At 45.3% G+C, this 25,984-nt stretch carries 21 protein-coding genes; 14 read left to right on the top strand and 7 right to left on the bottom strand.

Annotation, left to right across the window (positions count from 1 at the left end; genetic code table 11):
- Positions 1-49 precede the first annotated feature (49 nt).
- Positions 50-1,615, top strand: a complete 1,566-nt coding sequence (locus PG915_RS07775) for a diguanylate cyclase domain-containing protein (protein WP_353498607.1) — start codon at positions 50-52, stop codon at positions 1,613-1,615.
- Between the two features lie 64 nt (positions 1,616-1,679).
- Positions 1,680-2,510 (top strand): DUF2797 domain-containing protein, encoded by an 831-nt coding sequence (locus PG915_RS07770; protein WP_353498606.1) that lies wholly within the window; start codon positions 1,680-1,682, stop codon positions 2,508-2,510.
- 55 nt (positions 2,511-2,565) lie between these two features.
- Here PG915_RS07770 and PG915_RS07765 read toward each other — a convergent pair whose 3' ends face one another.
- Together PG915_RS07765 and PG915_RS07760 are read right to left on the bottom strand one after the other, a co-directional pair.
- Positions 2,566-3,789: a cysteine desulfurase-like protein gene (locus tag PG915_RS07765; RefSeq protein ID WP_353498605.1), complete on the bottom strand. Its 1,224-nt coding sequence runs from the start codon at positions 3,787-3,789 to the stop codon at positions 2,566-2,568.
- On the bottom strand, positions 3,773-4,429 hold the full coding sequence (locus PG915_RS07760; RefSeq protein ID WP_353498682.1) for a 2OG-Fe dioxygenase family protein: 657 nt from the start codon (positions 4,427-4,429) through the stop codon (positions 3,773-3,775). The genes PG915_RS07765 and PG915_RS07760 overlap by 17 nt, the downstream gene beginning before the upstream one ends.
- A gap of 522 nt (positions 4,430-4,951) precedes the next feature.
- Between PG915_RS07760 and trxB the strand changes: the two genes are divergently transcribed.
- The 3 genes from trxB (at position 4,952) to cydC (ending at position 9,532) form a co-directional block, all read left to right on the top strand.
- Positions 4,952-5,908 carry a thioredoxin-disulfide reductase gene (gene trxB, locus PG915_RS07755; protein WP_353498604.1) on the top strand — a complete coding sequence of 319 codons (957 nt, stop codon included), beginning with the start codon at positions 4,952-4,954 and terminating at the stop codon, positions 5,906-5,908.
- A 122-nt stretch (positions 5,909-6,030) separates the two neighbouring features.
- On the top strand, positions 6,031-7,818 hold the full coding sequence (cydD, locus tag PG915_RS07750) for a heme ABC transporter permease/ATP-binding protein CydD (protein ID WP_353498603.1): 1,788 nt from the start codon (positions 6,031-6,033) through the stop codon (positions 7,816-7,818).
- Positions 7,811-9,532 carry a heme ABC transporter ATP-binding protein/permease CydC gene (gene cydC / locus PG915_RS07745; protein WP_353498602.1) on the top strand — a complete coding sequence of 574 codons (1,722 nt, stop codon included), beginning with the start codon at positions 7,811-7,813 and terminating at the stop codon, positions 9,530-9,532. The genes cydD and cydC overlap by 8 nt, the downstream gene beginning before the upstream one ends.
- Before the next feature lie 102 nt (positions 9,533-9,634).
- Here cydC and PG915_RS07740 read toward each other — a convergent pair whose 3' ends face one another.
- The 3 genes from PG915_RS07740 to PG915_RS07730 form a co-directional block, all read right to left on the bottom strand.
- Positions 9,635-10,930: a hemolysin family protein gene (locus tag PG915_RS07740; RefSeq protein ID WP_353498601.1), complete on the bottom strand. Its 1,296-nt coding sequence runs from the start codon at positions 10,928-10,930 to the stop codon at positions 9,635-9,637.
- 171 nt (positions 10,931-11,101) lie between these two features.
- Positions 11,102-12,196, bottom strand: coding sequence for a 3-phosphoserine/phosphohydroxythreonine transaminase (gene serC / locus PG915_RS07735; protein WP_353498600.1), 1,095 nt, complete (start codon positions 12,194-12,196; stop codon positions 11,102-11,104).
- A gap of 130 nt (positions 12,197-12,326) precedes the next feature.
- Positions 12,327-13,607: a DUF945 family protein gene (locus PG915_RS07730; RefSeq protein WP_353498599.1), complete on the bottom strand. Its 1,281-nt coding sequence runs from the start codon at positions 13,605-13,607 to the stop codon at positions 12,327-12,329.
- A gap of 146 nt (positions 13,608-13,753) precedes the next feature.
- Here PG915_RS07730 and PG915_RS07725 point away from each other — a divergent pair, with 146 nt between their 5' ends.
- The 3 genes from PG915_RS07725 (at position 13,754) to PG915_RS07715 (ending at position 17,049) form a co-directional block, all read left to right on the top strand.
- Positions 13,754-15,724 (top strand): ATP-binding protein, encoded by a 1,971-nt coding sequence (locus tag PG915_RS07725; RefSeq protein WP_353498598.1) that lies wholly within the window; start codon positions 13,754-13,756, stop codon positions 15,722-15,724.
- The gene (locus PG915_RS07720; protein ID WP_353498597.1) at positions 15,717-16,214 is read left to right on the top strand and encodes a response regulator; all 498 of its coding nucleotides are present in this window, start codon (positions 15,717-15,719) and stop codon (positions 16,212-16,214) included. The genes PG915_RS07725 and PG915_RS07720 overlap by 8 nt, the downstream gene beginning before the upstream one ends.
- A 289-nt stretch (positions 16,215-16,503) precedes the next feature.
- Positions 16,504-17,049: a hypothetical protein gene (locus PG915_RS07715; protein WP_353498596.1), complete on the top strand. Its 546-nt coding sequence runs from the start codon at positions 16,504-16,506 to the stop codon at positions 17,047-17,049.
- Positions 17,050-17,151: 102 nt separating this feature from the next.
- Here the strand turns inward: PG915_RS07715 and PG915_RS07710 are convergent, their stop codons facing one another.
- Positions 17,152-17,745: a TfoX/Sxy family DNA transformation protein gene (locus PG915_RS07710; RefSeq protein ID WP_353498595.1), complete on the bottom strand. Its 594-nt coding sequence runs from the start codon at positions 17,743-17,745 to the stop codon at positions 17,152-17,154.
- Positions 17,746-18,114: 369 nt separating this feature from the next.
- Between PG915_RS07710 and PG915_RS07705 the strand changes: the two genes are divergently transcribed.
- The 5 genes from PG915_RS07705 to PG915_RS07685 all read left to right on the top strand — a co-directional run bounded on the left by PG915_RS07705 (position 18,115) and on the right by PG915_RS07685 (position 23,771).
- Positions 18,115-19,038: an HDOD domain-containing protein gene (locus tag PG915_RS07705; RefSeq protein ID WP_353498594.1), complete on the top strand. Its 924-nt coding sequence runs from the start codon at positions 18,115-18,117 to the stop codon at positions 19,036-19,038.
- A gap of 88 nt (positions 19,039-19,126) precedes the next feature.
- Positions 19,127-20,032: a lysine exporter LysO family protein gene (locus PG915_RS07700; RefSeq protein ID WP_353498593.1), complete on the top strand. Its 906-nt coding sequence runs from the start codon at positions 19,127-19,129 to the stop codon at positions 20,030-20,032.
- A gap of 128 nt (positions 20,033-20,160) precedes the next feature.
- A complete protein-coding gene (locus PG915_RS07695; RefSeq protein WP_353498592.1) occupies positions 20,161-20,676 on the top strand; it encodes a hypothetical protein in 516 nt (171 codons plus the stop codon).
- Between the two features lie 232 nt (positions 20,677-20,908).
- The gene (gene panP / locus PG915_RS07690) at positions 20,909-22,552 is read left to right on the top strand and encodes a pyridoxal-dependent aspartate 1-decarboxylase PanP (protein WP_353498591.1); all 1,644 of its coding nucleotides are present in this window, start codon (positions 20,909-20,911) and stop codon (positions 22,550-22,552) included.
- 364 nt (positions 22,553-22,916) lie between these two features.
- Positions 22,917-23,771, top strand: a complete 855-nt coding sequence (locus tag PG915_RS07685) for a MurR/RpiR family transcriptional regulator (RefSeq protein WP_353498590.1) — start codon at positions 22,917-22,919, stop codon at positions 23,769-23,771.
- A 121-nt stretch (positions 23,772-23,892) separates the two neighbouring features.
- Here the strand turns inward: PG915_RS07685 and PG915_RS07680 are convergent, their stop codons facing one another.
- Entirely contained in the window at positions 23,893-25,119 is a 1,227-nt protein-coding gene (locus PG915_RS07680; RefSeq protein ID WP_353498589.1) for an iron-containing alcohol dehydrogenase, read from the bottom strand.
- A 406-nt stretch (positions 25,120-25,525) separates the two neighbouring features.
- On the opposite strand from PG915_RS07680, the gene PG915_RS07675 reads away from it, so the two are divergent.
- The gene (locus tag PG915_RS07675; protein ID WP_353498588.1) at positions 25,526-25,789 is read left to right on the top strand and encodes a GrxA family glutaredoxin; all 264 of its coding nucleotides are present in this window, start codon (positions 25,526-25,528) and stop codon (positions 25,787-25,789) included.
- Positions 25,790-25,984: the final 195 nt, after the last annotated feature.

Raw genomic sequence — 25,984 nt, 5'->3', positions numbered from 1 at the left:
TAGCTATCAAGGCTCACAAACATTACTCATCAAAAATATTGAAGAGAGGATGGCACAAAGTACCAACATTGCGTATCGCTCTTTGCAAGAAAAACTGAAAGACATAGAGCGCGCCAACGAAACGCTCGTTTCTCTCGTTCGAGAACAAGTAAAAACCAATTCCGGCGCTGCACAACTCGCCACTACGGTGCACCCTTTTCTCAATCACAACCCAAGTTTTTCCAGTATTTCGATCGTTAGCCGCATGCCTATCGCTAAAGAACTGGTTCGCGTTGAACGAGACAATACGGGAAACGTTGTGCGGGTAAACAGCAGTCAGCTTAACTCTCTATCGCACATACCGGTGTTTATCGAGGCCACTGCAGCAGCTAAAGGGTCGGTCTATGTGTCGTCAGTTACCACTCACTACGATCGAATTTCCTACCCAGATCCTAAACCATTCATTTTCATTGTTTATCCGTTGATGAAAAACAACGACCAAGGCCTGTCACTTCTCATTGCCATCGATATAGAGAGGCTACTTAAAGGTGCCACACAACTACTTTCCAACCCTACCATGCTGACCATTGCCAATACCGATGGTAGCTACTTGTTGCACCCTAACAGTGAAAAGCAATTTGCTTTTGTAAAAGGGAAAATCGAAAAGCTGCAAATCGATCACCCTGAAGCCAAACCGACTATCGAACAGAATCAAGCCACCTTTTTTGAAATAGATAATGACGCAGATAGCGAGCGACTTCAGTACGCATACTTCTTGCCTGCAATATTTAAGATTCACAACACGTCAACTGAATACATTCTCGGACTACAACAAATAGACACTATTGGTGGAATGTGGATGGACAAAACGGCAAAAGCACTGGGACTCTCCTCCTTATCCTTAATCGCTATTGTCAGTATCCTCTCCTTCTCTCTGTTTCGCTTTATCACTATTCCATTAACTAACATAGCTCAGTTTGCAAAGCGTATTACCCTCGAAAAAAGCACACCATATAAATACGATGCTCAGGATGAAATTGGCGATTTAGCACGCGCTCTCAATTACCTACAAAGTAACTTGAACGCCCACTATGTGAAGTTGAAGAATTCCGAACAGAAGTTTCAAGAAATGGCTCGTCTTGATGACCTAACCAACCTTCCCAACAGGAAAGATTTTTATGAAAAACTTGAAAGTGAAGTCAAGCACCATCGAGTAAATCAACTTCACTTCGCTGTGCTGTTTATCGACATCAACAACTTCAAGCAGTTAAATGACAGCGAAGGGCATGATGTGGGGGACATATTCCTCAAAGGGGTTGCACAGCTACTTTCTAAAAACCTACGTTCAAGTGATCTTGTTTGTCGCTATGGGGGAGATGAATTCATCGTCGTACTATCCAACCTTAAACAGTTGGACGTGATTCACTCTATTTGCAGTAAACTCCATCAATCTACTCATAGTCTAGTGCGGTCGGAAAAGCTCTCTAATTATGACCTGTCATTAAGTATTGGTGTCGCTGTGTACCCAGAATCTTCCACTAACGCTAAGGAGCTTATCAAGGTTGCCGACCAAGCGATGTACTGCGCAAAAGACAAAGGACACGCTACCACCTACTGGCACACACCATTTTGTTAATGTTTACAAAGACCCACAGACTCTCTTTTGTTAAACTGACCAAAACAACGAAAAGAGTAATGTCATGTCACTATTAGCCTCGGGAACGCTATCAAAAATGCGCGCTTCCCTCGACTCAACGGTTCAGTACCGCCTTCCGGTTGGCGATGAAGAAATCGCACTGACGCCTCTGATGGGAAAATCTATTACCCTAACCCATACGGGCAACATCTTTTGTTCATCTTGTGGCAAGAAGACCAAAAAAAGCTATTCGCAAGGTCATTGCTTTGTGTGTATGAAAAAGCTTGCCAGCTGCGACATGTGTATCATGAAACCAGAAACCTGCCATTACGATGCGGGGACATGTCGCGAGCCTGAGTGGGGTGAAGCGAACTGTATGGTTGACCACTTTGTTTACCTATCCAACACATCGAGCCTCAAAGTGGGTATTACCCGTCATACGCAAATCCCAACACGCTGGATTGACCAAGGTGCTACCCAAGGTTTACCTATTCTTAAAGTAAAAACGCGCCACATCTCTGGATTGATTGAAGTTGAACTGGCTAAACACATCGCAGATAAAACCAACTGGCGTACGCTGCTGAAACAAGATGGAGAGCCTATTGATCTAGTTGAGCGTGCTCAGCAACTACTGCCATTGGTAGCGGATAAGATTGACGAAATTCGCGCTCAATATGGTGATGATGCTATCGAAATCCTTGACGAAGCTATCACGCCACTGAGCTACCAAGTTGAGCAACATCCAACGAAAATCACTTCACATAACTTTGATAAAGAGCCAGTTGTCAGCGGCGTTCTTCAAGGCATTAAAGGTCAGTATCTCATTCTAGATACTGGTGTGATTAACATTCGCAAGTTCACTTCTTATGAAGTAGAAGTGAACACCGACGCCTAACAGCCTTGCTCAAATCAAACAGCCCGCATTTAGCGGGCTGTTTTTCTAGAGGTATTTATAGACTTTCAAGTGCATCAAAGAAGTGATCGACTTCTTCTAAGGTGTTGTAGTGCATAAAGCCGACTCTCAACACACCCCCTTTATCTTCTAGATCTAATTGTCTAACAAGGCCTAGGGCATAAAAGTGACCATTCCAGACGCAGATATTCTGTTCACCAAGCGCTCTCGCAAGTTGCTCTGGCGTATATTTGTCGGAACGCAATGCAAAAGTTGGCGTTCTCACTGCATGGCTGATATCTTGACTGCCATAGAGAGTAAGACCTTTGGCTTGAGACAACCGCTTTAAAAAATAGCGGCTCAATAGCTCCTCATGCTTACCAAGGGATTCAAACGCATCCATTAACTGCTCACGAAGTGATGCTCCCTCGCCCCAAGATGCCAAATAATCAACTGCAGCTATAAAGCCTGCTAGCGCTTCAAAACTCTGCGTACCCGTTTCAAACCTTCCGGGACCGATATCTGTTGCCGGTTCAACTTTATAAGGTCTCAGCGTCTGCAGCCAATCAGAGCTGATGTAAGCCACTCCCAAATGTGGACCAAAGAATTTGTAAGCTGAGCAAGCCAAAAAGTCACAGCCTAACGCTTGTACATCAATAAGGCTGTGAGGCGCGTAATGCACAGCATCTACATAAACCGCCGCATCGTATTGCTTCGCCAACTCAACAATGCGCTTGATATCGGTAATCGTACCTGTTGTGTTTGAGGCATAGGTTACAGCTACCAACTTGGTTTTATCTGATAGCAAAGATTCAAAGTGCTCTAAATCGACCGAGCAATCCTGAGTATTTACCTTTACTTGCTTAACAACGGCGCCTCGATCTTCCGCAGCTTGCTGCCAGCTGGACACATTAGAATAATGATCGAGCGCCGTCACAATCACTTCATCACCCTGCTGCCAATCTCTGGCAATCGCACGACTCAATTGAAATGTCAGCGATGTCATATTGGCGCCAAATACAATATTGTCGGCACTTGGCGCGTTTAAAAGATCACGGCCACAATCTCTGGCAAGCCCCACCAACTCCACAGTGCGCTGGCTAGAAAAATAGTGACCACCTAGATTAGAGTTGTAAGCACCGAGATACTCATTCATCGCACTCAGCACACTCTGAGGCACTTGTGAGCCACCCGGCCCGTCCAAAAATACGACCGGCTTATCGTTGTGCATTTGGCTTAAAGCCGCGAACTGACGGCGCGCTTCATCAGGAGTGAAGTGCATGTTTTGCTCCCTTTGCGGTTAATACAAATACATCCATGTAACCTTCGCTTTGCTCATCGACACAACGAATAGGCTTGGCGTTATGCCACAAACGAGCGTCGTCTAAAATAGCCACTTCACCATCAACAAGTACTTTCTTAAAAAACGGCGCTTCATCATGATTGTTGTAGAGCATGATTTCACCACCACTGATGTTCTGACGACCTACCCCCACAAGAGCAATATGGTCAAACCCATCTTGGTGCACGCCTTCCGGTGCGACTTCGGTTTCATCATAAAGCGCCGCGATACGGATCTGGTGAATCTCAATCTCTTGTCCATTAGGCAAGCTATTCGTCGCCGCAAAAAGAGACACTAGCTCGCCCATCGCATCACTTTGTAACGTCGATTCAAGAACAGGTTCAAACTGCCTCACTACATCACCTTGAAAGTGATTGTAGTGCTCTGACTGTACAAAGCTGCTCAACCCCGTATCGACAATCTTGCCATCAAGGTGCTGTATAACCGAATAGCGGCGTAAACGGTATTGTCCGTCCGCATGTTGAGTATTAGGTAGAGTTGAAAATGTTGGTGCAAGCTGCTCAATAGCGCGGCCACTGAGACTAGTAAGATGTAAGGTACTTTCACTGGTGTGTAGCATCATTAACTCCTTTCCTTGTTATGCTGCAACATCTTTTGTTTACATTTTATTTACAAACCATTAAATACCAATCATTCTGCCAGATCAACTTTTTACAGCGCTTAAATCCAATTCAAACAACAATAAGAAATAATAACCCATACAGCTTTAATTTATTAGTGTATAACACCGCTCATTGATATTGAGCACTCCAAAATATAGAACACTTCACTAGGTCAAAATTACCCTCAAAAACAGCAGGCCAGAGTTATGTATCTTTCGATGATCTTTTGCATCAACTTTCAGTACAAAGCACTAATAAAATACAGATTAACAGAGAGTTAAACCACATCAAAAATAAGGCTACTTACAAAACCAGAGACAATCCGCGCCTCTCGACTGCGTTTATCTAACTGAGTGAGCAAAATAACAACAGACAGCACAAATCTAGTGTTGATTCCTGCCCCCTAACCCCAATATATTAGGAAGCAAAGCTACATCCATTACTGATGTTGATAAGAATTGAGAAAGTGAGATAAAACTATGGCTGACACAAAACACTGTAAATTGCTGATCCTAGGTTCAGGCCCTGCTGGTTATACCGCTGCAGTTTATGCGGCTCGCGCTAACCTTGAACCTGTATTAGTTACTGGCATGCAGCAAGGTGGACAGCTTACAACAACGACAGAAGTCGAAAACTGGCCTGGTGATGCGGAAGGCCTGACCGGCCCTCTACTCATGGAGCGCATGCAAGCCCACGCAGAGAAGTTCGACACTGAAATTATCTTCGATCACATCAATAACGTGGACTTTAGCGAACGTCCTTTCAAGCTATTTGGTGACAGCCAAAGCTACACGGCAGATGCAGTTATTATCTCAACGGGTGCATCAGCGAAATATTTGGGTCTGGACTCTGAAGAAGCATTCAAAGGCCGCGGCGTATCGGCTTGCGCAACTTGCGATGGTTTCTTCTACCGCAACCAAAAAGTGGCGGTCGTTGGTGGTGGCAATACAGCCGTTGAAGAAGCTTTATATCTTTCCAATATTGCATCAGAAGTGCACTTAGTGCATCGCCGTGATAGCTTCCGCGCAGAAAAGATTTTGGTGAAGCGTTTAATGGACAAAGTCGAAAATGGCAACATCATCCTTCACACAGACCGTACTCTTGAAGAAGTGGTGGGTGATGATATGGGTGTAACAGGCGTTCGTATTAAAGACACCCAATCCGATCTTGTTGAAAAGGTCGATGTCATGGGCGCATTTATTGCGATTGGTCACCAACCAAACACGGCGCTTTTTGAAGGCCAGCTAGAGATGAACAACGGTTACATCGTGGTACAATCAGGCCTCAATGGCAACGCAACCCAAACCAGTATTCCTGGCATCTATGCCGCAGGTGATGTGATGGATCATAACTACCGCCAAGCAATTACCTCAGCTGGTACTGGCTGTATGGCTGCACTTGATGCAGAGCGATTCCTAGACGCGGAAGAGTCATAAGTCGCTCTCACCTCCTATCAGCATACCAATATCGAAAATTGAAAACCCATAGGTACCCCCTCTGGGTTTCTTTTTGTATAATCGCTGGTTCTACTAATAATAATACTCATTAAGCCTTCTACATGGATAAGAAAAAACAACTGAGCTTGAATAAGTGGCTCAAACAGCAAAGTAAGCTTGCCAAGCGCTGGCTTATGATTGCAATAGGGCTCGGCGTTCTTTCAAGTCTGTTCCTTTTGGCGCAAGCTGCGCTCATCGCCACCATCCTTCATCAACTTATTATCGATCAAGTCGATAAACACGAACTGATCCCACATTTTGCCGGCCTAATGGTCGCCGTTGCTGGCCGCGCGGCTTGTGCTTGGGGCAGAGAAATTGCTGGATTCAGATGTGGTGAACAAATCCGGATTTATATTCGTCAGCTCATACTCGACAAGCTAAGACAGCTTGGTCCTAGCTACATCAAAGGTAAACCTGCAGGAACCTGGGCAACGCTGGTTCTTGAACAAGTAGAAGAAATGCAAGAGTTCTTCTCTAAGTACCTTCCACAGATGTCTCTCGCAGTTGCCGTTCCCTTTATCATTTTGATCGTTGTCTTCCCAATAAACTGGGCAGCGGGGCTTATTTTCTTGGTCACGGCTCCATTAGTTCCTATGTTTATGGCGCTAGTGGGAATGAAAGCAGCGGATGCTAACCGAAAAAACTTCAAGGCTCTGCAACGCCTATCTGGTCACTTTTATGACCGCTTGCAGTCCATGACAACAATCCGCCTATTCAACCGTACTAAAGCAGAAACCGAAGTGCTGCATGGCGCTTCAGAAGTTTTTCGCAAGCGCACTATGGATGTACTGCGTCTCGCGTTCCTCTCTTCTGCCGTTCTTGAATTTTTCACCTCAATCTCTATCGCTATCACCGCTGTGTATTTTGGCTTTAGCTATATCGGTGAACTGAACTTTGGCCACTATGGTTTAGGCGTAACGCTGTTCGCGGGTCTCTTTATCTTGATCCTCGCACCTGAGTTTTATCAACCGCTACGCGATCTTGGCACCTTCTACCACGCTAAAGCCCAAGCAGTTGGTGCAGCAGAAAGCATTGTCGAGTTTCTAGAGCTTGAAGTGCCTGCACTGCCAAATGGCAACACTAAGCTTGATGCTAAACAAGCGGTGACCATTCAAGCTGAACACCTAGAAGTCTTTAGTCCAGATGGCACTAAACTTGTGGGGCCTATTTCGTTTACTCTCAATGCTAATCAGGCAACCGCATTGGTTGGGCCTAGCGGCGCAGGTAAAACTAGCCTAATCAATGCAATTTTAGGATTTTTGCCTTACCAAGGGTCACTAAAAGTCAACAACATTGAGCTTAAAGAGGTAGACCAGTCAACATGGCGTGATGCCATTAGTTGGGTCGGTCAAAACCCTATGCTGCTGCATGGTTCTATCTTAGACAACGTGACTTTGGGTAATCCAAACGTTAGCGATACTCAAGTGAATGATGCGCTTCTGGCCTCTTTCTCTGCTGAGTTTGTCGAAAAGCATGGTCTCAATTATCAGGTAACAGATCGCTCAGGTGGTCTGTCAGTTGGTCAGGCGCAACGATTGGCTCTGGCACGTGCTATGGTTCAAAACGGCCGATTCTGGTTACTTGATGAACCAACAGCAAGTCTAGATGCAAAGAGTGAACGATTAGTGACTCAAGGGCTACATGCTTCCACGGCCGGCAAAACAACCCTAATGGTTACCCACCAGCTTTCTCAACTTAAAGATGTCGATTCCATCTTAGTGATGAATCAAGGTCAAATTGAGCAGCAAGGCAACTATGATGCGCTAGCCAAACAGTCAGGGCTGTTCCAAAGCATGTTGTCGGCACACCACTCCGCCAAATCCCAAGATAAGGGGAATCTAGATGCGTGACCTACTCCCTTATTTGAAATTATATAAAAAGCACTGGTTTGGCCTATCGCTTGGCATGGTATTGGCATTTTGTACCTTGTTTGCCTCCATTGGTCTGCTAACGCTTTCTGGTTGGTTTATTTCGGCATCTGCCGTTGCTGGCCTAACCATAGCAAGAGAAACCTTCAACTACATGTTGCCTGGAGCAGGCGTTCGTGGCGCGGCAATGGCGAGAACAGCTGGTCGCTGGGGAGAGCGTGTGGTTAGCCACAACGCTACCTTTAAGCTGCTTACCGATCTGCGCATCTTTTTCTTTAAGAAACTGGCGCCACTGATCCCTGGAAAAGCGGTCAACATTCGCGACGCGGACATGCTCAACCGTTTGGTTGCCGACGTTGATGCCATGGATCATGTTTATTTGCGACTGATTAGCCCAATGGTGGTTGGCGCATTTGGCATCTTGTGTTTAACCGCAGTCCTTTGCTGGTTTGACGCTGATCTTGGTTTGACGCTGGGCGCAGTTTTGATGCTACTACTGCTCATCTGGCCAACGGTATTCTATCGACTAGGTAAGAAAAACGGTGAAGCACTGACACTAAACAAAGCCGAACTGCGCATCAAAACGCTTGATTGGCTCCAAGGTTACAGTGAGCTGACCTTATTCGGAGCAGAGTCTCGTTACCGCAACGCTATCCTTAGCGCGCAAGATGAGCTGATTAAAAACCAGTTCATTCACGCAAAAATCTCTGGACTCGCACAGGGTCTACTAATTCTAGCGAACGGCTGGCTACTTATTCTTATGTTGTGGCTTGCCGCAGACGGTGTCGGTGGTAACCAGCCAGATCCGCTTATCGCCTTGATGGCATTCGCAACTATGGCAAGTTTTGAGCTACTGATGCCAATTGCGGGTGCATTCCAATACCTAGGACAAACCTTAACCTCGGCGAAGCGCTTGAACGAGGTCATCCTAGCCAAACCTGATGTGATCTTCCCACAGGAAGACACCGCACACAGCGATGCTTACTCAATCAAACTGAACCAAGCAAGCTTTAGCTATCCTGGTGCAAGCCAGATGGCACTGCGAGAAATTGATCTTGACGTCCCTGCGGGTCAGAAGCTTGCTGTCGTTGGACAAACGGGATCAGGCAAATCAACACTATTGCAGCTCATCACACGTTACTGGGATGTCCAAAAAGGTTCGATTGAACTCGCGGGAGAGAACATTCAATCTTGGAGTGAAGCACAGCTTCGTCAATCAACTAGCGTTGTCAGTCAGAAAGTGGACATTCTTAATGGTACGCTACGTGACAACCTCTCAATGGCAAAACCAGATGCCACTGATGAAGAGTTAACCGCTGCGCTCGTCAACGTCGATCTTGGACATCTAACGGAAGAAACAGGCTTAGACGCTTGGCTGGGTGAAGGCGGTCGTCAGCTATCAGGTGGTGAAAAGCGACGTGTCGGTATTGCACGTGCCCTACTGCATGATGCCCCTATACTGCTATTGGATGAGCCAACGGAAGGTCTAGATAAAAAGACCGAGCAACAGATCATGGCACTGTTTGAGACTCAGTTTATCGGCAAAACCGTGGTATTTATCACTCACCGATTAGTGAGCCTAGAGTCATTCGACCAAGTCTGTTTGCTTGAAGATGGCGAGGTACTTGAACTTGGTCATCATGATGAGCTTCTCAGCCGTAAAGGTCGCTATTTCGAGCTGCATCAGACATTGTAATCCTTGAAAACGTAGCAACCCTTTAGGCTCGCTATCTAGCATGAATAAAAAAGCCCTGCACAGTTAGTTGTCCAGGGCTTTTGTTTATCTACCCGATAGAGCCTAATGTTCTCCCTCTTGTTCAAGCACAACTTCGTGAACCTTGACTTGAGTAATTCGGTTATTTTTAACCGACATCACTTCAAACACGAATCGTTGATAGTAAATCGCTTCACCTTCCTCAGGAAGACGACCCGAAAGCCAAGTGAGAAACCCATTTAGTGTCTGGAAGCCTTCACTGCCCTCTCCTTCGAGTTCACTAATGTTCAGCTTGCTTTTGAAAACAGCGATTGGGATGAGGCCGTCTAGTTGCCAACTGCCATCTTTGCATTTTCGTGCCCAAATATGCTGTGTCGTCATGGCTAATTCACCGGCAATCGAGGTGAGCAAATCGTGATGCGTCACAAGCCCCTGAATGTCACCATACTCATCCACAAGGAACGTCATTTCACAGCTCGTCTGCTGCATATAGCTTAGCAGTGACAGCCCTTTCATAGATTCAGGTACAAACCTTGGCTTACGCAATAGTTTGACCAAACGTCCAATCGACAGTTCACTGTACTCATCGAGCAATACTTTTGATGAGATAGTACCAATCAAATTGTCCAAACCACCCCGACAGACAGGCCAAACTGAATGTTTCGTTTGACGAAGATCTTTGAGGATTTCAGCAAGTGGTTGGTCGATGTCTAGATAGTGAATGTCACATCGCGGCGTCATCAATGAGGTTACAAAGCGGTCATTCAGTTGCAGCAAGTTGGCTATCATCTCCTGCTCTTGGTGTTCAATCACCCCGCTTTCAGAGCCTTCTTTGACCAAGGCTACAATGTCTTCCTCTGTGACAGTGTCACTATTATTATTCTTCTGACCCAACAGTTTTAACATCAAATTAGTCGACAGCGTCAACAGCAACACAAATGGTTTGGTCGCTATAGACAACCAATGGATTGGGTACGCAACAACCAACGCAATACGCTCTGCATTATTTTGCGCTATTCGTTTTGGCACCAACTCACCAACGACAATCGCAAAATAGGTGATGACCAATACCACGCCCGTCGTCGCAAGCAAACTTGCTAACTCTGGTTCCACTCCGATACTGACCAACCAATGCATGATGGGTGCAGAAAGCACAGCTTCCCCCCAAATACCGCTGAGAATACCAATGGCAGTAATACCAATTTGTATCGTGGAGAGAAAAATCGTCGGATCATCTTTGAGCTTTAGCGCCACCTGCGCCGCACCATGATGATCGGCTAGCATTCGCAGTCGGCTGCCTTTAGCCGCCACCAGCGCTATTTCCGACATCGCAAACAAACCGTTGAGTGCTATTAAGCCGAAAAGAATTAATATATCCATAATGTGTTATCACTGTGAATGTGTACTAAGAATATGAATAGTCGCATGTTCCGTGACCAAGCGGTTATCGGATATTTTATGGTAAAGATAGAAGAAGATTGTTGAATGAGATCGAAAAAGCCGCGTAATGAACGCGGCTTTTGATTAACAAATGAAGGTAAATACGAGCAATTAAGCGTATTGCTGTTCGAACTCTTTCATAAAGTCGACGAGTGCTTGCACACCTTCTAGCGGCATCGCGTTGTAAATAGATGCACGCATACCACCAACTGCACGGTGCCCTTTGAGCGCACGCAGACCACGTTCATCAGCCAATTCTAGGAACTTTTCGTCAAGCTCAGGTTTCGCCAATTGGAATGGCACATTCATGAGTGAACGGTTGTCGCTGTGTACTTGGTTCTTGTAAAACGGCGACGCATCGATGTAATCGTAAAGAATGGCTGCTTTTTCACGGTTAATACGCTCGATAGCTTGAACACCACCCAGCTCTTTCAACCACTTGAAGACCAAACCAGATAAATACCATGCAAACGTTGGAGGCGTGTTATACATCGACTCTTTTTCAGCGAGAACTTTGTAGTTCAGGAACGTTGGTAGTACGTCGCTTGCAAGCTCAAGCAAATCATCACGTACGATGGCAATACAAATACCGGCAGGACCAATGTTCTTTTGAGCGCCCGCATAAATGACACCATACTGACTCACATCGATTTCGCGCGACAAAATGGTCGAAGACATATCAGCAATGATTGGTAAATCGGTTTGCGGCAGTTCATTAATTTCGATGCCATCGATGGTCTCATTTGGACAGAAATGGACGTAAGCCGATTCCGGGTCAATCACCCATTCACTCACTGGCTGTACTGCGGTTTTACCGTCAATCTCAGTTTTCGCCTGATGTACGATAGGTGTACAGTATTTTTGCGCTTCTTCTACCGCACTTTGTGCCCAGTAGCCTGCGTCGATGTACGTCGCCTTTCGCTTACCGCCAAGCAGGTTGAGTGGTACCGCTGAGAATTGAGCACGAGCACCACCCTGACAGAACAGTACTTTGTAATTTGAAGGGATATTTAGCAGATCTCTTAAATCTTGTTCCGCCTCTTCTGCAACCTGAATAAACGGCTTACTTCGGTGGCTGATCTCCATAACCGACGTACCCAAGTCGTTCCAATCAAGCAGCTCCGATTGCGCTTTTTTTAATACATCTCGCGGCAACCCAGCTGGTCCTGCGCTGAAATTGAATACGTTCTCTGACATCGGCTCCATGACCCCATTACTCCTAACAAAATACTTAATCGAGCCACAAGTAATATCACGTTTTCAAAAAGATAAAAAGCAAGAAAAGAGGCACATGGCCTCTTTTCTTTTGACGGGTGAAAAATTACGCTAATCGCGTTTATTGTCCCATCGGCTGTCCCATGAGCAAGGGCAGGAATAATGCAATCAACGGAATACGTTGACCGTTAGCAAACACCAACTGACCCGCTTCAATATTGGCATCCAACTGGTAGCCCGCTTCTTTTTGCTGAACCATATCCATCACCACCAGCTCATCAACCCCCTGAGCCAACATCGGATGAGCATTAATCATACCTTGTGACATGTACGCATTCATGTTGCCCTGGATAGCCGGCATCACAACACTTGGGTCACGAGACACGTTGTCTGTCCCTTCTGGTACTTCTAATAGCCACTTAGATTTGAACTCTTCTTCTGCTATTTTAAAGTGCATGTCATTCATCGACACTTGGAAGCCACGAGCGAACAGTGTCTCGATTAATGGTGCTAGAACATTGATATCCGCTTGTGCCATTGACGGGTTCGATTGATACACATCCACCAAGCCTTCAAATGACGCTCGATCTAAGGAATTGAGAGCAAAATCGATATTCAGATCGCTGAGCTCTCCACCTTCAGGGTAAGTTAGCTGAGCCAAATCAAAAATATGCTGTGTATCAATGCGATCCGTTTCAGTATTGAGAGACGATTTGAAGGTGTACCCCATAGAATCGATATCAAACAGACTTTGGTGGTTCTGATCCAAAATGGTAAAGTGCTTCATCGATGCACTTTGCTCACCCAGCCAAAAGCCGTTTTCTTTCACTCCCACGCCGTTACCCACAACATCTGTAATGCGTAGCTGCTCTCCATTCTCAAAATCGAGTTGAATCGAAGGAACATTGGCTTGGAAGGTCATCTTGCCAAGTACTGTAGCAGTACCTGTGATCACAGACGGAGAAATCGACATGCTAACCGTTTGCTGCTCGTTGCCTTGGTAACTCCAGCTGTCCAGTGTCATCTCAAACTCGGTGTTGCCATTGAGCTGAGTCACCGTCTTCATTTGTAGCGGAAAATCAGGGAAATTTGCCAATACTGAGTTTGCCGAAAGGCTGAACAAGCCATGGCTAATATCGCTTTTCACAACAAGCTCAGTCGGCAAGCCATCGACTTCTAGCTGCTCCTTTAACACAGGATCTTGTACCTGGTAGCGCGTTTCTACTACTGATGACAAATAGCTGCGATCGTAGGAGACAATCTCGGCGCTCACGCCTTCATTGTTTAGCTGAGTAACGCCGTCTTCAACGACTTTTTGTCCTATGTGCCCGACCGCTAAAGGCCAGCACAATACCAAGGTTACAGCGCCGCCAATAGCGCCATACTTCTTTAGTTGATTCATAGAGATAACTTAAACAGTTTGTGAAGTGTATTTCATTCAGTCTAACTCAACTCGCTAGGATCTCCAATCTCATACCTACTTCTCATAACCCTCTGCTTTTTATTGATATATTAAAATCAATCATGACTGATGAGATAAGCTGAGCAATGACGCAAAACAATCGATACGCAGTACTGTGTTTAGATAGCGATTTCGCTAATCTCGACAAGCTGGATACCGAGCTATCTTTGTACCAATCGCATTTCGACATCCATTTGGCGACCTCGATTTCCGAGGGGCACGATCTCGTGCAGCAAATCGGCCGGCAAGGGCAGCACCTTGCAATGGTCATCGCACGCCACAGTCGTCTTTTTGATGGTGGGGAGTTCCTGATTCAGTTGGAGCAATCCGCTCACGCACAGTCGGCGCGGAAAATACTCATCAGCAAAACCGACTCTATCGATATTCAAGCTATCTTAAACGCAGTGAACGAAGGCCGGCTAGATCACTGCCTAACCTACCCTATCGAACAAGTAAGTTTGCACAAGACGGTGGTCAAAGAGCTCACGCAATATGTCGTACACCATGAGAAAGACCAACTTCTTGATTTTGGAAAAGTCCTTGATCAGCAAAAGATCCTGCGCGCTCATATTGAAAATAAAATGCACTCTTATCGTGCCAGCTTTATTCATGACTTTCATGAGCTGTCTGACAACGAGCTCGCTGTACAAGTCATCGAAGCGCTATTGGCATTTTTTGCTGAAAAAGACGAAACACGCGCGGTTAGGCAATATTCAGCAGAACACCTTCTTACCGCCGAAGGACAATCGAACCAATTCTTGTGGTTTATTGTTGAAGGACACGTTGCTTTATATAAGAAAGACGATATCGGCCAACAGCGAGAGGTGGTAAGACATAGCAGAGGTGGCATAGTTGGCGGAATGTCATTTGTTACTGGCGAGCAATCTTTCTCCACTGCAATGACGTTAACCCCAACTAAAGTAGTGAAGCTCGACCGAACCGTATTCACTCAGGTAATGCACTCTAATACCGACCTATTGCCCCTATTCACCAACTTGTTGCTGCGCCACTTCAACCGCCGCCTACAAAGAAGCATTAATACCAAACTCGAGCTCCAGAAAACGTTGGAGTCATTGGAGTCGGCACACCAGCAACTCATCGAACAAGAGAAAATGGCCATGCTAGGCCAACTCGTCGCAGGCGTTGCCCACGAGCTCAATAACCCTGTGTCTGCAATTTTGCGCGGCGGTGAAACCTTATCAATAAAAGTCGATGAGATACTCAACACCAAACATGAAGACAATACATTTGATATTGGCCTTGAGGTACTCAAACAGTCCAGACACTCTTCACCGCTTTCGACCTCAGAGCTCAGACTGCGCTCAAAAGAGCTAAACGAACGAATTGGCGATAGACGCATAGCAAAGCGTCTTGTGAACCTCGACCTTCACGACAACGATGCGCTGCTCAAGCAAGCCATAACGAACCCAGCGAAACTTGCCGAGACTCTTAGCAAGCTAGAACGTTTTCAAGCTACCGGCACCACGCTGCGATCCATTCAAGTTTGTGCTCAGCGCATCGCTGATATGGTCAAAAGCCTCAAAGGATATTCGAGACAAGATAATGAATCTTACGAGCGAGTCGATTTACATGAAGGCATTGAAGATACGTTAGTTATCTTTGAAAACCGTCTCAAGCGCCACAGCCTAATTAAAGAGTACGGATCGCTACCTGAGATATTTTGTAAGCCCATCACTTTGCAGCAAGTATGGACCAACCTCATATCCAATGCGCTCGATGCTCTACCCGAGAAAGGCGAACTCACGATACGCAGCAGTCAAGTTTCTCGAGATGATGTTTTTTACAACTGCTTTGAGTTCATTGACAACGGCTGCGGGATCCCTCAGGCACAGCTCGAGCGTATTTTTGAACTTAACTACACCACCAAGCGTGAAGGTAACTTCGGTTTAGGGATTGGGCTGTCCATCTGTCAGCAAATATTGGCTCAACATCAAGGATGGATTGAAGCGACATCAGAAGTTGGCAAATACACCAATATGGCCGTGTACATACCTGTCACACAACAGAAACTAACCAAGGAGCACCACTATGACTGAATATCTAATTTTATGTGTCGATGATGAGCGCGAAGTACTCGATAGTGTGTTGCAGGATTTGGATGATTTCGAAGAGCACTTTATCGTTGAAGGCGCTGAATCGGTCGACGAAGCGAGAGAAGTGATCGCCGAACATACTCGTGATGGGGCTAGATTAGCGTTAATTCTTTGCGACCATATCATGCCAGAGCAAACTGGCGTCAGTTTCCTTATTGAACTCAGTGAAGATGAACACGCTAAGTCCTGTAAAAAAGTGCTCCTTACCGGACAGGCTGGCCATGAAGATACTATTGAGGCAGTGAATCATGCTTGTCTGGACTTTTATATCAGTAAACCATGGAAAGGCGATGAACTACGAGCAGTAGTAAAGCAGCAGCTTACGGACTATATGATTGCTAATACTCAAGACTTAATGCCTTGGGCAAGAGTGCTGGATACAGAACAAATATTCAATGCGATCTCAGACAATCGCATCAACTTTGGCGAGTAGAGACTGTTATTGTCACATTAGTCAAATAAATCGCCACGACTTAGGGAGTTATGCGTTTGATAGCTCCCTTTTTTATTACCATTTCCTTACACAAAGCCCCATTATTGGTTGAAATATGTATGACATTGTCAATTTTTGAGGTTTTGCCCCCGTTAGAAGCACTTTTTGTTGGAGCAGTAAGGGGAATTTGATTTATCATAGCGGGATACTTTAAGTTGCCATAAGCATCTAGCGACGTGCACTCTTATGGTCATGGAATTAAGTTCAAACAAAAAGGTTTAGAGACACTATGCGCAAAACTCTATTAGCTGCTCTGATGGTTATCGCTTCGCAGCAAGCATTCGCAAACCAAGAAGAGCAACGAGCTACGATGAGTAACTTCAGCTACGACTACGCAGAAGCTCGAATTGGTGCAAGCCCAATGACGTTTGGTGCGGCTATCAGTAAGTCGATTCACCCAAATGCTCATATCGTTGGTAGCATCGATTCTAAATTTGAAGGCGACTACGACTTCTCTGGTGGTGTTGGTTTCCATGCTCCAGTCAACAACTGGGCGGACTTCACTGGTGAAATGCTAGCGCACATCCACGACAGTGGCGATCACCACAAAACTGACACCGGTATGGAAGTTAACTTGGGTGTACGTCAATGGCTTGGTCCACAGCTGGAAATCGGCGGTAAAGCGGGCTACTTAAACGTTGGTGACAAAGATCGTTGGATGGGTTCTGTATACGGCCGTTTCCACTCTACCGAGCTATTCTCTCTAGGTCTTGAAGGTCGCATTAACCACATCTACGGTGACCAGCTAATGTTTACAGCGCGCTTCGCGTTCTAATATTATTTACTGGCTTAGCGATGAAAAAAGAGGCCGCTGTTTTAACAACACGGCCTCTTTTTGTATCAATCCCTTTCTATTTCAATCATTAGGCTACAGCAATCACTGTTCTATTTGTGAACAATGCTCCAATAAACGTTGCTTCATTGGATCTTGGATTAACTTCCAATGTACCCCATCTACTGCACCGGCGAACTTCCACAACAACTTAACATCGACATCGTTGCCATAAGTGCGCTTCACTCGATTAAACACTCTTGGTGCTCCTAGCTCCAAAAATGTTTTTACATCTTTAATACCCGACTTCTTGACCATGCGCTCTAACGTGAGTTGCATGTTTGGCAAATCTCGCAAACGGCGATTCTCGACCGCGTTCTTACTGCAATGCTGATCAACTGAGTTATCGATTGAGTTTTGAACTAAATCCTTAAGCTCAGGAGCTTGCTGTTCAAATAAGTGGGTTATGTCGTAATAGTTTACCGTCGCAGTTGATTGTTTTTTCACATGACGAAATTTCTCGCATTGTAGACCATGAAGTTTAGAGTCTAAGCCCTTTCCTCCACGGATAAACACTTTACTGTTACTAATCAATGCGTACATGGCGCCGTCCTTGAAGAGCCCAGTGCCACCAAACATCGAACGTTTTTGCGATTCGCCAAATTGAGTCGTGTAGTTGTAAAAAGATTGCTCTATCATTTCCTTTGATCCTTAATCTTTACCCCGATTAATCGATCACCAGAAATAGCAGCTAAAAAAATCAAATTTGTTATCAGCTCGGTCAATCTATAGTGGTATAAAATGCCGGGCTTTTTTATATGTTTTTATAATAGTTCACATTGCAAATTAAGTCTGGCTCAATGTCACAGTTGTGCGAGTTATCCAAAAAACATTTGCGAGTCACTTCACAAAGTAGCACTATACACAACCAATTGCACTAGCGTATGCAATTGAATGATGTTCTAAACAGCAAACGATTCAACTGCACCAATTTAAATCACTAATCTTATTGTCAATTGCAGACCGGCGCAGGTACACTGACTCCATCGCTTAACCTCTCGAATATTTATGAACCACTTATCTTTTTATTGGCTACCAGAGAACCAACAGCTGTTCATCGAAAGCCTCGAAACGGAATTTGCAGACTTAGTCGAGCAATCTATCAATACTGGGAAAATCACTCTCCCACCCATCTCTGAAGTCGTACTAAAGATACAAGCTCTTTGTAACGATGAATCCACAGGTGTTGCTGACATAGCGGAGTGCCTACTAGAAGACCCTGGACTTGCAGCAACCGTTCTTAAAGTTGCCAACTCAGTCATATTTAATCGCCGTAATATCACTTGTAATGACCTCAATACGGCGGTCTCAAGATTGGGTATCTACCGCGTTCGCGATATTGTGACCGCTCAATCCATCGAACTACTTAAGCATTCTGTTCACTTAACAGATGAATGCCACGAAGTATTGGTCAATAGTGCGAAGGTGTCGCGCGAGTTGGCAGCTGTGATGGTGTTGGTAACACGAAAGTTTCATGAGATTTCTAACGAACAGTATACGCACCTAGAGCAAGACAAATCCTTATTGGTCGGCTTCCTCGCGGATATCGGCCTATTTTGCTTAGTCAACGAGTACCACCTCTATATAGAAAAGGGCAACTACTTAAACCCTGATCTTGCTATGCAGATTTTCCAATCACGCTGCTCACTAACAAGTGAACAGGTTCTTGATACTTGGGGATTTGACTGCGATTTTATCGAAGTTGCTTCCAACCGAGTTAAGCAGATAGAGCGCCCAGAAGTGTCGTATCTCGACGTTGCTCGCATTGCCAACCATATTTTACTGTTCCGCAGACAAGATCACGATGCGTTAGAAGAGCACGAAGTGGAGATTAATGTAGATGGTGCAGACGTGATGTATCAATTAACGTCATTAAGCGAGCAAGATTTTCAGGACAAAATTGCTGAAGTCATCCATTCCACTGGTATGTAGTTCAGCCACTCGCCATTTCTACCAATAGGTATGTCAACAATTAGCCAGTAGCGGCGATCATTAAGGATAACAAAAGAGGCTCAACGCGATGTTTTCAGGGATGTTGTTTATTTTTACGCCGCTATGTATTGGCTACCTATTTCCTATTTCTAATACCAAAAAACTCGACGTCATCAACCGAGCCACTTCATGGCTGATTTATGTCATCTTATTTTTAATGGGGCTAAGTCTCGCCGCGCTCGATAACTTTGGTAGTCACTTTAAAACCATCATCACGGTTACCGCGACGTTCTTTATCGTGATTGGTGGTTGTAATCTCCTTTGCCTTCCTCTCATTGACAAACTCATGCCATTGAAAACGGAACAGCTAAAAAATCAACTGCCACTCTCTTCAATGGCAATGGAATCACTCAAGCTAATAGCTGTCGTCGGTTCTGGGTTGGTGCTCGGGCTGCTACTTCCCATTGGGCTTGGCTGGGTAGAGACCGCCAGCGAATGGATATTGATCATCCTTCTATTCTTTATTGGCATTCAACTTCGCAACAGCGGATTGACGCTCAAACAGATTTTGGTCAACAAGCAAGGAATGACCATTGCAGCCGTCATCGTGGCAAGCTCGATGGTTGGCGGCATTATCGGCGCACTTATTCTTGATATCTCTCCATATAAAGGCCTAGCCATCGCATCCGGTTTTGGGTGGTATTCGCTCGCAGGCATATTGATTGGTGATGCATTCGGCCCTGTTTACGGCGGTGCTTCATTTATGATTGAGCTACTACGGGAACTTGTCGCACTGATTATGATACCTATGTTGATAGGCAAACGTCCCTGTACCGCCATTGGTTATGCAGGCGCAACCGCGATGGACTTTACTCTACCCATCATTCAAAGCAGCGGCGGTGTAAGATGTGTACCCGTTGCCATCGTCAGTGGCTTCATTTTGAGCTTATTGGTGCCCGTTTTGATGCTGTTTTTTGTTTCTCTTGCAGGGTAGGTCTCAGGAAAAGCCTATCTATTCCTGTATTCTTGCTTGCAAACATCTCCCAGGCAGCCGCTAATTTTGCCCTGCTTGGGTATAATTATAAGAACCCACGCTCGTTAGCCCACCAAAGGATTAGAATAATGAAAAAATGGCTCACTGCTGCCGCACTGATTAGCACTTCATTTGGCGCAATGTCTGCGGATGCGACACAGTGCTACACCAATAAGTATGATGCTTATATCGACGCTTCCATTCAGTGGTACCAGGACTTAGCACAAATGACCACTAGCGAATACCCTGAGCTTGATGAAGTAAGCCAGTGGTTTTTAGAAGGCCGAAAGCATCACTTTGAACTGAATCGAGAAGCTGTTCACTACTACTTAAGCAATGAACCAGCGAAAGTGGCCACTGAGCAATCTGTAGAAACTTGGCTTCAGCTTGAGCAGCAAGACGTTAAAACACTGTCACAACGTAATGACAAGCTAGGACAGATGGCAGCTAAGAGCTTCGCCGATCGTCAAGCCGCACCTCACCCACAGAATTATGAGCTACGCAGCGCGTTTGCCGATTTGCTTAGCCACCCAAAGAAAATCGAAACTGCGCTTAATCGCTATAATCAATCGATTCAAAAAGTGGAAACGATTGACTGCAAGTAATAAGCTATCAATAGGTCAACGCTATTGATTCATCGATAGCCGAGACAACGTATAACTTTTCGCACCAAGCTGGCTGTTACGCCAGCTTTTTGCATTGTAAGTAACCAAATGGTGTAACAATGCCCTGTGGCACGGCAAAAAATCGGCATAACAGGACTTTTTTGCGAGACATTCACGCCCATTTGGTTTAGATTGTGCCGCTTGCAGTAACGGAATAATAGTAGATAACGATATGGTATCTGAGCAAAAAATTGCTGATGTCAGCTTTGAGAGCCTCCTTCGAATATTCACTATCCCAGAAGGACCTGACTCTACGCTTACCCAAATTGAAGAAAGTTTATCCAAAAACTTGAACCAGTTTTTGCGAGAGCATATTGTTGCTGAAGAAAAACCCCTTCACGAAATAGAAAAAGACTTCTCTAGTGCCGCTATTCCAGAACAACCAGAGTTCGTGTCGGCGCATACTGAACATCTATTAGATACCCTGGTTTCGCACTCAGTACACACCTCTTCTCCAAGCTTCATTGGTCATATGACTTCAGCACTACCCTACTTTTTGATGCCACTATCAAAAATCATGATCGCGCTGAACCAGAACTTGGTGAAAATCGAAACATCAAAAGCTTTCACTCCACTTGAACGTCAAGTCCTCGGTATGCTTCACAAGCTGATCTATTCCGAGTCGGAGCCTTTCTACAATAAGTGGATGCACAGCTCAGAACATTCCTTAGGTGCATTTTGCTCTGGTGGCACCATTGCCAACATAACGGCACTTTGGGTCGCACGTAATCGTGCTCTAAAAGCGGATGGCGATTTCCAAGGGGTAGAGAAACAAGGCCTGTTCAAAGCCATGAAACACTACGGCTATGAAGGACTCGCCATTTTAGTCTCTGAACGTGGTCACTATTCGCTAAAAAAAGCGGCTGATTTGCTCGGCATCGGACAGCAAGGTCTCGTTGCCGTTAAAACTGATGAATACAACCGCATTTGCCCAGAAGATCTCAAGCATAAATTTGCCGAGCTCAAACAGCAAAGCATTCACCCATTTGCTGTTATCGGTGTAGCCGGAACAACAGAAACAGGCAATGTTGACCCACTGCGTGAAATCGCTGCGATTTGCGCTGAAGAATCTTGTCATTTCCATGTTGATGCCGCTTGGGGTGGTGCGACACTTATGTCTGATAGATACCGCACTATATTAGACGGCATTGAACTCGCAGACTCTGTGACTATCGATGCGCACAAGCAGCTCTACATCCCTATGGGTGCGGGCATGGTACTGTTCAAAGATCCACAAGCAATGAAGAGCATTCAACACCATGCTCAGTATATTTTGCGTAAAGGTTCGAAAGACTTAGGGCGTCATACTCTTGAAGGATCACGCTCAGGAATGGCGATGTTGGTGTATGCTGCAATGCACATCATTAGTAGGCCCGGTTATGAGTTATTGATCAACCAAAGTATCGAAAAAGCCCGCTACTTTGCCGAGCTAATCGACAAACAAAGTGATTTTGAACTCGTTAGTAAACCTGAGTTATGTTTGCTTACGTACCGCTATGTTCCGGAAAACGTTAAGCTAGCACTGGAAATGGCTTCAGAACGTGACCGAGATGAGCTGCATGATCTGCTTAACCAACTCACCAAGTTTGTTCAGAAAAAACAACGTGAAACTGGCTTATCTTTCGTTTCTCGTACTCAACTAAACCCGATACGTTGGTCTGGTCGCGATACCATTGTGTTCCGAGTTGTACTGGCAAACCCATTAACCTCGACAGAAGTGCTAAGCAATGTGCTCGACGAGCAGCGAGAAATCGCTCAGTCCGCAACAGCATTAACGTCCGCCCTCAACGCGTTAGCCAATAAAATTTGCGACTAACCTTTCTCGTTCTCGGTTATATGAAATCACTATCACTCTCACACTTATGAAACTTTCTTTCTGTTTTGTGGGAGTGATACGGTAAAATTGCGCTAGAAACTGGCAATAAGTGAGCGTTTTTCACTCAATTGTTTTTTTCTTCCAGTTTTTTGTTTGATGCCTGTCATATTCTAAAGATTTCATGTGAGCTTTTGTTACAGCTAACCGAGTGCTTCGTTTATACTGAGGCTATGGAGTTGGCGCTGATCGACCTATTATAAAAACTCGATATCACGGTAACTTGGTCTTTCGTTTAGACAAATGAGAGAGATAAGCTCCCGGATAATTAGCGTCAGCAAGTTGTTCTCTTTACCCTGTGAACACTATGAATACATTAGAGAAAGTCCAAAAGAATTTAGAAAACTTCAGCAAATCTGAGCGTAAAGTTGCTGAAGTTATTATGGCGTCCCCCCAAACCGCCATTCATTCCAGCATTGCTACGCTTGCCAAAATGGCAGATGTGAGTGAGCCGACGGTAAACCGTTTTTGTCGCCGACTCGACACAAAAGGTTTCCCAGACTTTAAACTGCATTTAGCACAGAGTCTTGCCAACGGCACACCTTACGTGAACCGCAACGTCGAAGAAGACGATGGTCCGGACGCTTACACCCACAAGATTTTCGAATCTACGATGGCGTGTCTTGATGTTGCGAAGAACAGTTTGGACTCAATGCAAATCAACCGAGCTGTTGATTTGCTGACTCAAGCAAAACGCATCTCTTTCTTCGGCTTAGGTGCCTCTTCGTCTGTCGCTCGTGATGCTCAGAATAAGTTTATTCGCTTCAATATCCCAATCTCGTGCTACGAAGATGTGGTCATGCAACGAATGAGCTGCATCAACTGCTCTGATAATGACGTTATCGTCCTTATCTCGCATACCGGTCGTACTAAGAGCCAAGTAGAAATCGCTCACCTAGCCCGTGAAAACGGCGCGACCGTTATTGCGATTACCGCAAAGGATTCGCCGCTGGATAAAGCTAGCTCATTGTCTATTACCGTTGATGTACCAGAAGACACCGACGTCTACATGCCAATGGCAAGTCGCGTAGTACAGATGACGATTATTGACGTGCTTGCGACAGGCTTTACTTTACGTCGTGGTAGCGGGTTTAGAGATAACCTGAAGCGAGTCAAAGAAGCGCTTAAAGATTCTCGCTACAACAAAGCACCAAATTACTAGTGACTATCTATTACTAGTCACTGTCTGCAGATGAGCTCATGCTCCTCTACCGAAACACTCAAAAGGGAGGTCAATTGACCTCCCTTTTTCGTTAATGCCGTTTCTAGCTTACCCAATAGGACTAGTCTGTCTCTACCGGATTATTTCGGTACTCTATATTGGTCGTATCTTCTGAAGACTCAGCATGACCATCACACTGACACTGGCACACTTGATTCAGGATATAGATAAGCCTGTCTTCCGTTAGAGGGATTGGATTACCTTTGATGGCGACAGACTTCATTGCATCTGCAGCCACTTGCTCAAACGAGGTTCCGCACACGCCAAAATCCGAAAGATGCGGCAAGGACAGGCGCTCTAAGATCATGTTGACCCATTGAATGCTATCTTCAATGCTGGCATCGTTTCTACCGGTAAGTAACTGCGCCATGGTTCTATAGCGATTAAGCACATCACTGCGCCCTGCTCGCTTCGCAGCTTTAATATTTTCCATCATGACATGAGGAGCAAGACGAGCAGTAATCACACTGTGCGGTGCAGAAATCTTTCCACCCAATGCCGATGCCAAGCCATGTGCAGCACCGAGTTTTGCGTTAGTAATCGCCATTCCACCTAACATCGCTGCAAAAGACAGATCTGCGCGTGACTTCGGATTATCTTGCTTACAGCCTGGAATAATCGAATAGCTAAGTCTTCGTAGCCCCTCTTCACACACCATATCAGTGAGTGGATTAGGCTCTCCGCAAACATACGCTTCCATTAAATGGGTAAAGGCGTCCATAGCGCCACGGCCAGAGGTGTAGACATCAGTCCCGTAAGTCAGCACAGGATCCACAATGGCTACATCAGGTAACATATCCGGGCTTCGTAAACTGACTTTCACCTTATCTTGACCCGATTTAAGCACGGCATTTTTAGTCACTTCCGCCCCGGTACTCGCTGTCGTAGGAATGGCAATCATAGGAATGGGCTTGGTTTTGAGAGGGACATTGCGTCCAACCACTTCAACGTAATCGTAAACATCTCCTTGGTTAGGAATGATCGCAGCAAGTGCTTTGCCCATATCGAGAACGCTTCCTCCCCCAATGGCAACCACCATGTCAGGTTTAAAACGACGCCCCATAATGGCCGTCTCTTCAACCATAGTAATGTTCGGTTCACCACGAATAGCGACATGCTGATAACGCATGTTTTGATTATGAAGATAATGGATGACTGGCTCAGCACGCTGACGGTCTTGCCCCGTCACGAGAAGTACGCTGTAACCAAATTGATTGATGATAGACAAAGAAGACTGGAGCGCCCCCTCACCAAAGATAATTCGACTCGAAGTCATAAACTGAAACATACCGGATTCCTTTAGGTACACCGTCAACTCACTATTCGAATCATTGCCTATACCGCCAGCAATACGAAAAACAAACCTTAGCGAGTCTTTTCGGTAGAGCAAACATACAAAGCTAACGTCAGCATGCTATGTTCATTGGCGACAGTTTTTGATTTATGCCAAGCAATTAGCGCATGTCACCCGATTAAATACTCAACTTTTGCACAGCATCACACCCTGTTTTCATCCAGCGTCATAGAGATTTGCGCAACTTCTGTGCTGATAGGTTTTACCTATCGCATCAAGAGACAAATGACGCTTTATTTCCTTTTCATCTTGAGGCATAGTGGTTTTCAACAAAATGATGAACCCCTGTTTTTGGTACTGCTGGTTCACGCAAAAAGTTTAGTCTTCAAGGAGAAATTGAATGTTCGTTGTTATTTTTGGTCGCCCTGGTTGTCCTTACTGTGTTCGTGCAAAAGAGCATGCTGAAACGCTAAAAGCTAAACGCGACGATTTTAACTATCGTTACGTTGATATTCATGCAGAAGGCATCTCAAAAGCAGACCTAGAGAAAACGGTTGGTAAGCCAGTAGAAACTGTGCCACAGATTTTCATCGATCAAGACCACATCGGTGGCTGTACTGAATTTGAAGCTTACGCTAAAGCAAACTTGGGTCTATTCGACTAATATGCCCATACAGTCAACTCAAGTATAGTTGACGAAATCATCTTCAAAGCCAGCGCCTTGCGCTGGCTTTCTTTTTTGCGACTCGGAACACCTTTGGTATAAATCAAACAAGACCTATTGGATAACATTATGATTTCTAACTTGTTACCCCCCACAATTGAACTAATGTCAAAACCGAAAAAATTTCACTTATCT

This window comes from Vibrio sp. CB1-14, from assembly GCF_040412085.2.
GTDB lineage: Bacteria > Pseudomonadota > Gammaproteobacteria > Enterobacterales > Vibrionaceae > Vibrio > Vibrio chaetopteri.
Note: the sequence above shows the minus strand (reverse complement) of the source record. Positions and strands in the feature narration are given on the sequence as shown.